The 8984-nt window shown below is 42.0% G+C and carries 10 protein-coding genes; 2 read left to right on the forward strand and 8 right to left on the reverse strand.

What is annotated here, in order from left to right; translation table 11 throughout:
* Both ACJ751_RS21005 and ACJ751_RS21010 read left to right on the forward strand, forming a co-directional pair.
* Positions 1-1431, forward strand: a 1431-nt coding sequence (locus tag ACJ751_RS21005) for a hypothetical protein (protein ID WP_407747480.1), incomplete at its 5' end; no start/stop codon positions are given.
* A gap of 34 nt (positions 1432-1465) precedes the next feature.
* Positions 1466-1837, forward strand: a complete 372-nt coding sequence (locus ACJ751_RS21010; protein WP_407747481.1) for a VOC family protein — start codon at positions 1466-1468, stop codon at positions 1835-1837.
* 113 nt (positions 1838-1950) lie between these two features.
* Here ACJ751_RS21010 and ACJ751_RS21015 read toward each other — a convergent pair whose 3' ends face one another.
* From ACJ751_RS21015 to ACJ751_RS21050, 8 genes are all read right to left on the reverse strand, one after another.
* Entirely contained in the window at positions 1951-4005 is a 2055-nt protein-coding gene (locus ACJ751_RS21015; protein WP_407747482.1) for an HAD family hydrolase, read from the reverse strand.
* Between the two features lie 95 nt (positions 4006-4100).
* Positions 4101-5006, reverse strand: coding sequence for a phosphatase PAP2 family protein (locus tag ACJ751_RS21020; RefSeq protein ID WP_407747483.1), 906 nt, complete (start codon positions 5004-5006; stop codon positions 4101-4103).
* 55 nt (positions 5007-5061) lie between these two features.
* Complete coding sequence (locus ACJ751_RS21025; protein WP_407747484.1) at positions 5062-5592, reverse strand: sigma-70 family RNA polymerase sigma factor; 531 nt, start codon at positions 5590-5592, stop codon at positions 5062-5064.
* A 12-nt stretch (positions 5593-5604) separates the two neighbouring features.
* Positions 5605-6060: an arsenic resistance N-acetyltransferase ArsN2 gene (gene arsN2 / locus ACJ751_RS21030; protein WP_407747485.1), complete on the reverse strand. Its 456-nt coding sequence runs from the start codon at positions 6058-6060 to the stop codon at positions 5605-5607.
* A gap of 54 nt (positions 6061-6114) precedes the next feature.
* Positions 6115-6888 carry a metallophosphoesterase family protein gene (locus tag ACJ751_RS21035; protein WP_407747486.1) on the reverse strand — a complete coding sequence of 258 codons (774 nt, stop codon included), beginning with the start codon at positions 6886-6888 and terminating at the stop codon, positions 6115-6117.
* The gene (locus tag ACJ751_RS21040; protein WP_407747487.1) at positions 6885-7544 is read right to left on the reverse strand and encodes an MIP/aquaporin family protein; all 660 of its coding nucleotides are present in this window, start codon (positions 7542-7544) and stop codon (positions 6885-6887) included. The genes ACJ751_RS21035 and ACJ751_RS21040 overlap by 4 nt, the downstream gene beginning before the upstream one ends.
* A gap of 33 nt (positions 7545-7577) precedes the next feature.
* The gene (locus tag ACJ751_RS21045) at positions 7578-8426 is read right to left on the reverse strand and encodes an arsenite methyltransferase (RefSeq protein WP_407747488.1); all 849 of its coding nucleotides are present in this window, start codon (positions 8424-8426) and stop codon (positions 7578-7580) included.
* A 55-nt stretch (positions 8427-8481) separates the two neighbouring features.
* Positions 8482-8811, reverse strand: coding sequence for an ArsR/SmtB family transcription factor (locus ACJ751_RS21050; RefSeq protein ID WP_407747489.1), 330 nt, complete (start codon positions 8809-8811; stop codon positions 8482-8484).
* Positions 8812-8984: the final 173 nt, after the last annotated feature.

Consider the following 8984-nt stretch of genomic DNA (forward strand, 5'->3'; position numbering starts at 1 on the left):
AATAAATGTATTTCTGGATTTTTTATCCTGTTGGTATGCGCGATGCCGGGAAATTGCCTGGCACAACAAAAGGCCGCTGCCCCCGGAAACCAGCGGCCGCCATTTTATTTTGATAAACCCATAACACTGGATTCGTTGACGAGGTTTGTTCACAGCCACAGCGCCATCCGTTTTTCCTTTAATTCCTCGAAGGTAAAAGGCGATAAAGTGATTAACCTGAAAAAAGGCACGTATACCATTGGGTTGTTGTTACAGGAAATAAAGAAGAACACGTCGTTGTATTATATCATGTATAATGGCTATGTGATCTTCCAGGATAATCCGCCAAAACAAAGAACCAGGCCGCACCCGGTTGCAAAAAAGAAAAAACCGGCCCATATACCCGTCAGGCGAACCCGGCCAACAGAAACTACACATATAATAACACATACGAACCCGGATTCATTGAACCGGGTTGTTGCCATTGATACCCCTGCTGTTATTGATACGGCGATTGCTCACCATGGCGTAAAAGACACCGCCGCAAACAATTTACTGTTAACCACCATGGCTGGTGGCACACCCGATAACAATTATATCGATATAGTTGGCACTACAAAGGGACAAACACCAAAGGGGAAAGCGTCGCCTGCGCCGGTTCCTGCCCGTACTTCAAACCGCCCCTGGGTAAAAGACACCATGCAAACCAGGACAAAGGTGATTCGCGCGGATGTCAGCAAAAAAGACGGCCGTATGGTTGCCAGGTCTTTCCGCGCCCCCGGGCACTGGCAGTTTGGACTGCATTGGAAAGTGGCTATACCGGTAAATGGAGGTGGCAATTATTTTACTGGTCCCAATAACCGCAGTCAGCCCTATAACCCGCTAATACCCGGCATCTGGCTGAGCCGGCACAATGATCAACATGAAATACTATTGCTGGTAAAACCCGCCGAATGGACCGTTTATGGCAACAATGTGATCAAGGAAGATAACAGTATCCGGAAATATGGTCCAGATACGCTGCCGGCATTTGTTCCCTTACGCAAGACCACCAGCTTTATAAAGTCGGGCGGTATGTATGCCGGGTTACAATACAATTACCACCTGAATGAAAGCTTTGTTATAGGCGCCGGCATCGGGTACCAAACGCTGGGGCAAACCCTGGGAAAACAACAAACAAAACGAATAGTAGATTCCGGCACGTATGGCAAAAATATCCCCGATACTTTATTTACAGTGAAGGGCGATTCATTGACCAACAGATACCTGAGAGCTTCGTTTATCCTGGCCAAATTTGAAGTGGCTTATAAATTAGGGTCGGTAGATCTGGGCGCCGCGGTATTGCTGCCGTTGACCAGTCCGTTCACCAGCCAAAGCAAGGACCACAGCAAGCCGCTCAATTTTCAAGTTTTTGTACGGTGGCGATTGAAGCGGGAGGAGAATGCGTTCTGAGGGAAAAAGGGTTATCTTGCTATAAACAACAACTATGAAAAGGGTAACAGGAATAGGCGGCATTTTCTTCAAATGCCAGGACCCCGAAAAAATGAAAGAATGGTATAAGACCCATCTCGGTTTTGATGTAACCGAATACGGCGTACAATTCAGCTGGAAACAGGAAGAGGATTCAAAGGAAGGCTATACGCTGTGGAGCCCTTTTTCAGAAAACACCAAATACTTTGAGCCGTCCACAAAAGACTTCATGATCAATTACCGGGTTCACGACCTGGAAGCACTTGTTGCCGCATTAAAAGAAGAAGGGGTGACGGTGTTGGATAATGTAGAAAGCTATGACTATGGCAAGTTTGTTCATATACTTGATATAGAGGGTAACAAAATTGAGTTGTGGGAGCCGAAGTAAGGGCTCCTTTTTCTTTTATTTGCTTTTATTTGAGGGTGTTTGTGTATTGCTTACGGCTTTCTTCAGGTCGGTAACAAATTGAGGATTGTTTATTTGCCCGGTTCTGACTTCCGTCAAGACCGTTTTTTAATCAAATTGCCGATCTTCTTATACCAGCTTTGTGGTTGATTGAATAAATGTCCAAACCGGGCATTGTGTGAATCAAACAGCTCATTAATCTTATTTATTTCCTGTGCCTCGATTATGCTTAATGCCTGCCGCCACAAAATTTTTCCGGAATTATAATTTTTATTCTGCAATTCAACAGGGGTAGGAACCCAGTAAAAAATGTTATTACCACAATAATGATCATCCATCGAATAACCTGAGAACATGATTATATCATCAATGGTAGGATTTTCCAGAAAGTGCCTGAATGATTCCTGCAGCAGATCGAGCTCTTCATAGGGGATGGCATCTACACTATTAAACATGGAAAGAAAATCCTCACAAAAGTTCAGAATTCCCTGATGTATCAGCGGTAACTTTTTTACTTTTTCACTTTCTTCCCAGCCGACGTTTTCATGTACGGGTTGTGGTTTTCCCAGTTTTAATTTGTAATCCTTAACCGAGCCCTTTACTGAAGAAAGGATCGTTTCGTAAAACAGGTTGTATTTTTCTATTGTAGTAGTAGTAGCTGATGGGTCAGTATTATCACCGAACAATCCCTTTGTGAAAATTCCGGGTCTGCCAATATTGGTCTGAATAGACTGATTGGTTATCATATACAAGCCATGAATAGGTTTGCCGGAAATGTCGTTTAAAAATTTCTGCATGCTTCCAGAGTAACCAATGTCCACCACCGCCTGGTTGGAGTCCCCGAATAATTTCTTATGTTTTAAATACTTTATAGCATTTTTTCTTTTGGTGTTGAACGTTTTTTCGCTTGTTTGAAATACGTATGCAGCCAGTGATTTGATCTTTTCAAAATCCTGGGGTAAAAACACTTTGGCATTCAGATCTTCAAACCCAAATTCATTGAGTTTTGTATTATTCAGGTAGGAGATGTTTATTCCAAAACGGGTATTAAAAAAGTTTTTAAGTGTATCCCCGTTATAAGGCACCGTAAGTGCTTTGTTAAAAAGATTGTTTTCTTCTAAATATGGGTTTGCAACTGTTTGCCGGGAAATTTGAATATAATCTGCCTGCGGTAATTGCTGAGAAGAATATTTGCCAAGCAGCTGATATATTTTATACAATATTTCACCATCGCGGCTTAAAAAAAGAAGCTTGTCTATTTTTTGTTTATCCGCTGTTTCAGCCACCCATTTTGTAAAGCTTAACAATAATGGCCCCATATAAAAATAACCAAACAATTGCAGGTCGCCGTTAACCAGGCTGTTTGATTTCGGGAACGGATCGTCAAAACATTTATTAATTCCCATTGCCAATGCAATGCGGGAATAATGTGATGAGTTTTGGAACCGGGGATTGAAGATGTCTTTTGCGATAGCGGTTTGAAGAAACAGCTCTTTCGGCTTTTTTACATGAAAAACTTCAACTCCGATCTCCTGGGGTATTTGAATATCGGAATGTATGTTATCTCCAACATGTAAAAGCTCATCTGGGGCTATATTTTCCTTTTCAAGTATGTATGGAAAAAGCGTTCTGCTGTCTTTTCTAAGTCCAACTTCATTTGAGAGATAGAATTCGTGATAGGAAGTTATTCCAAGGTTTTGCAATATTAATTTTAGCGTATCTTTTGGAAGATACATATCACTGGTTAAAATAATTCTTTTCCCTCGCCGGTAAGCAAATTCCAATATTTCTACTACTGATGAACGCTTCCGCAGGATACTTTTTTCATATTCAATTTCAAGGTTTTTTATTTTATTCGCCGCGGTAGTATCTATGTTTAAATTCGATGCTATTTGCTGGTAAATGTGATCCAGGGTTATATCACCCTGTTTTGAAGCGGCACGTGCAGAACCATCTGCAGCGATTCTTATTGATCTGAAGTCGACTTTTTTTCCAGTGATGTTGTTGACATCCGCCGCCATTAAACCAAATAAAGCATCCGGATCAAGAAAGGGTCTGCAAATGAGGGTGTCGAAGATGTCAAACGATACGATTTTTATATTAGGAGACTCTATTTTGAGTTTGAGGGTATTCAGGTTAATCGATTCCAACGTCTGCTTGTTTTGTGATAAATATTACTTGATTTAGGCCAACCTACGCTAAAGTATATTTTTTCCCGGATTTGTCTTTAAAATGTTGGGAAATGCTACTGTAACCTTATTTTATGATCTGCCCATTCAGCTTTGGCTTTCTTCAGGTCGGTAACAAATTGAGCATTGTTCATCCAGCATTTCAGCAGGTTCCAGGCAATCACCCTCGCTGCTTCATTATCGCTGGGATAGTGTATACCTAATAGTTCCCGCGACCATCTTACTTCATCTGCTTTCTCAATGAAGGCTGCTCTTTTCTCAGGTATGATCTCACTAAATAAAAACGCTTCCGTAAATGACCACAAGGTGTGGCCGCTGGCAAAGGAGGGGGATTTGATCTTTGTGAGCGGTTGTAACCTCGGTTCCAGGTGATAAGGCCGTGCCCGTTTAAAAACCCATTTCAACCGGAACTCTGTTACTCGGATATCCTGAATGCAATTAAGCAATAGCTGTGTGGTGGCCGGAAAATTTTTATAATTGTACCAATCACCCACGCTTTCCGCAATATAAAAAAGCTGTTTTCTGTTCTCCTCATAATCGGGGTCGGTAGGGTTTAAAATATTAAACCACGAACCTATATTGGCAATGTATTCGGCCCTGTTTATTTGCTCCTTCGTTCTGCTGTTTTGAAGCGATAATAAATAGTCCAGTTCTGCGCGGGTTTGGTTTGAACTATTGGCCGGCGGGTGAATTAAACCGGGGAGCTTTGCTTCATCATCCGGTTTCAGGTAAACGGTGCGAACCAGGGAATTGGTGATAGCATTGGGGCTGTATTCCGACCAGGGAAAAGTGATGGTATCCATCCAGGCCCTTTCAGGATTGGGACGGTCACTTAATTCGCCATACGATTTATAATACCTGCTAACAGGCTCCAATGAATGGGGCTGGCATAGACCGGAAGGAACAATACTTATCAATAAAATAGTTGATACAATCAGTCGTAGTATACTTATACTTCTCATGGTGAAATAGTTTAGTATACTTACAACGGGGGCAACTCAAAAAAGACGCAAGGTATTATTTACAGCAGCCAATAATATTTCCGTATTTATCAAACTGGTAAGGACAACAGGCCAAAATAGCTTCCTTCAACATTTTTCTTGCCCGCTGTACCCTCGACTTTGCCCCGGTATAGGAAATACCCAGTTGTTGGGATAATTGCTTTTGGGATAGGCCTTCCAGTTCTGAAAGGATCAATGCTTCGCTGTATAATGGCGGTAAAGCTTTTATAAATGATAATAAACAGCAATCGGCCAGCCTGATGGCTGTTTGCTGCGCTTCTTCGCTCTTGCAATTTATTTCGGTTAGTTGGGTTGTTTTACTTTTTAACCTGTAATGATCGATCACGGCATTTTGAGCCATCTTTATTACATAAGAAGCCGGCTTTTCAACCCATTTAATCCGTTCTTCATTCTCAGATATTTTCACGAATACATCATGCAATATGTCTTCACAACAGTCATCACCATTTACTTTACTGCAAATAAAGTTTTTTAGTTTATCGCTATGTTGTTCCCAGATTTGAGAGGTGGAAGTGCAGGCGTTCATGATCTACTATTATTATACAGCAATAAATTCCTTTTTCATGACAATGGCACTAACAGGGCAAACATGGCTAAACTCCGAAGAAGCGTGAATGGCCCGGGGCGCCTCTTCTCTTGCAATTTTTTGGTAACCTTTTTTCCCGAAATATCCAGGAGCCGTTTCTGTGAGCAGGTACATGCAATCGATGCTTAATGCAATTGCATAGGTTTCTAATTCCTGCAAGAGTTGTGAAGCAGTATTTTTATTTCTATATTCTTTATCTACTACCATTGAACGTAACAATCCACAATTGTCATATTGCTCTAAGCCTATTGCGCCAATTACTTTGTCGGCGTTTAGCGCTACAAAAAAATTCTCCATGGAAGCGGGCAGATCTTCTACAGGTAATTTTTCTGACTGAAGCAATGTAATAATAGCTTGTCTTTGCTCATTGCCTGCCTTTGCAATTTTAATTTGACTTATCGTGTCCATAAATTAATAAAGCTATTGTTGTACCAAATATACTTAATATGCTTTTATAATGGTTTATACGCCTTTCCGTAAACTTTCCGCATAAGCGTTTGGTAAACGGCTATCCTCAACAGCTTTGGCTGCTTTTTCTACATCGTATTCAAATCTCACAAATTCTACCTGGATCGTTTCTTTATCGTAAATAGCGCTATTCTCATTTATGTGGAGCAATACATAGCCTCCGCGTGGATCGCCATCCTTGGATTTGCCTACAGAACCGATATTGATGGCATGTCTGTAACGTTCTTTGTCATCCTCTGATGCGGCTAATACCCGGTGGTAAGGCTTATGTGTATGGCCAAAGCACATGACATCAGCATCAGCGTCCTGCATAATGCGCAACATGCTTTTTTCTTCCCGATCTTCAAAAAGGTATTCATTTATTTTACGCGGGCTGCCATGCACTAAAAGCAGGTTTAAGGTGTCGTTGTTTAGCTGAAACTCAACTTTTATGTGTGCTGGCAGCGTTCTTAAATACTTTCTTTCCGCATTGTTCACGATCTCATTAGTAAAAGATATTGAAACGGCGCCATTCGCTTTCTCTGTATCCGTTTTATAGGCACAGCCGCAATCATCACCTGATCTTCCAATTCCATAATCATAATTGCCCGCAATGGTAGGGATACCACGTTTACGAATTTCATTGATGACCTCGTTTGGCCAGATGTTATAACCAACCAGGTCGCCTAAACAGTAAATGGCATCTGGCTGTTGAACCTCTACGCTTTTGAAAAACGCTTCCAATGCAGGCAGGTTAGCATGTATGTCGCTGAATAATGCAATTTTCATTTTGCTATATGATTTTTAGACGTTAAATATTTCCATAGGGGTATTGCCACTGCCGCACCAATAACCGGCGCCAGCAAATATACCCACAGATGTTCTGTATGACCGGATACTACCGCCGGGGCTAATGACCTGGCCGGGTTCATGGAGGCGCCGCAGACAGGCCCTGCAAACATGGCTTCCAATAAAACAACCGAACCAATGGCTATGCCGGCAAATAATCCCTGTTCTTTGGAACCGGTGGCTACATTGATAATGACCAGCATTAACAGGAATGTGAGTATAATTTCAAGTACAAAAGATTGCATCGCCGTTCCTGCCGGTAAGGTGGCGCCAAGGAATTCATTTGATGGAAAAAGAAATTTCAATAATCCGCTTGCGGCAAAAGCTCCGGCTATCTGGCTTATTATATAAATTCCAAGATTGTTAACCGGTAGTCTGCGAGCCAATACAAAAGCAATGCTGACTGCCGGATTAAGGTGAGCGCCTGAAATATCACCGAGGGCATATATCATGCTCATTACTATTAATCCAAAAGTGATCGCAACGCCCACATGAGAAACAGCGCCGCCACTTTCCTTATCAATTATCATGGCTCCTGTACCGCAAAATACCAGGGCAAAAGTTCCTATAAATTCACAAACAGATTTTTTTATCATGAACAGTGTTTCAGGATCTGAGTTTGGTAGAGATCAGGAGCAACACCCTGGTGCGCAGCAGGGGGCATTTTCACTTACTGGTTTTTCACCAAAAACAGTGATGCTATAAATACCTGTGCCGCTTTGTTTATATTGGGCGATCTCTTCAGCAGATAAATAATTTTGCAAAATATCATCAGGTATCACAATGGGCTTTTCTTTTTGAAGAGTAATATGCTCAAAGCCGTTCAATTGAATAATTTCAAGATATATCTCTTTTTGAAGCGCACCGGCCACACAGCCTGCATACATCTCTGCTGCATTTTTTATTGCGTCAGGCAGCTGGCCTTCCAGTACCACATCGGAAATACTAAAGTGCCCGCCGGGTTTCAGGATGCGGAATACCTCTTTAAAAGCAGCATTTTTATCCGGAACCAGGTTCAATACACAATTACTTACCACCACATCGGCCATATTTGAGGTCATTGGGATACTTTCAATATCACCTAGCCGGAATTCTACATTATGTAAACCTAATTTTTCAGCGTTTTCCCTGGCTTTGCTAATCATAGCAGGGGTGAAATCAATACCGATCACTTTGCCTGTTTCGCCTGTTTCAGCGCGGGCCACAAAACAATCGTTGCCGGCTCCTGAACCCAGGTCAACTACCACATCGCCCTTTTTGATTTTGGCAAACTGGGTAGGTAAGCCGCAACCCAGCCCCAGATCGGCATCTGCATTATACCCTTCCAGTTGGGTATAATCGTCGCTCATAATAGTATACACTTCGGTGCTACAGCAACCTGAACCGCAGCAGGAGCTTTGGTTCTGGTCTTTGTCCTGCAGAGCGATTGCTGCATATTGCTGTTTCACCATTTCCTTTATTTGATCCTGATCTTTCATTTTGTTTTCTTTTATTGTTATATCGCAATATTGCGATGAATACAGTCAAAAAAATTTAACAGCAGGAATCCTTGTTCTTATAGGCGACAAAGAAAGTATCGAAGGCTTCTTTGTATTGCTTCCATACCTTGGGGTCAATACAATAACAAACGCTGGTGCCTTCAATGGTGCCCTGGATCAACCCGGCGTTCTTCAACTCTTTTAAATGTTGCGAAATAGTAGCCTGGGCCAGGCCTAACTCATCAACCAGGTCGCCACACACACAGGCTTGCGATCTTATAAGATACTGGATGATGGCGATCCGGGCAGGATGCGCCAGGGCCTTCATCATTTGCGCCAACCTATTCTGCTTATCGGTAAATATTTCTGCTTTGGTAAGTCCCATATCTATCGCAATATTACGATTAATTGGAGGAAAACAAAAAAAACTTTCATAGTGGTGGAACATTTACCTCCTGTAGCCTGGCTGCCAATTTGCACTACCTTTACAAAACGCTGCCACATTGTACTCACATAAATTCAAAAGGTATGGAACCACAAATGGAGCATGAAGATCTG

Origin of the sequence: Niastella sp. (genome assembly GCF_045805085.1) — a bacterium.
GTDB lineage: Bacteria > Bacteroidota > Bacteroidia > Chitinophagales > Chitinophagaceae > Niastella.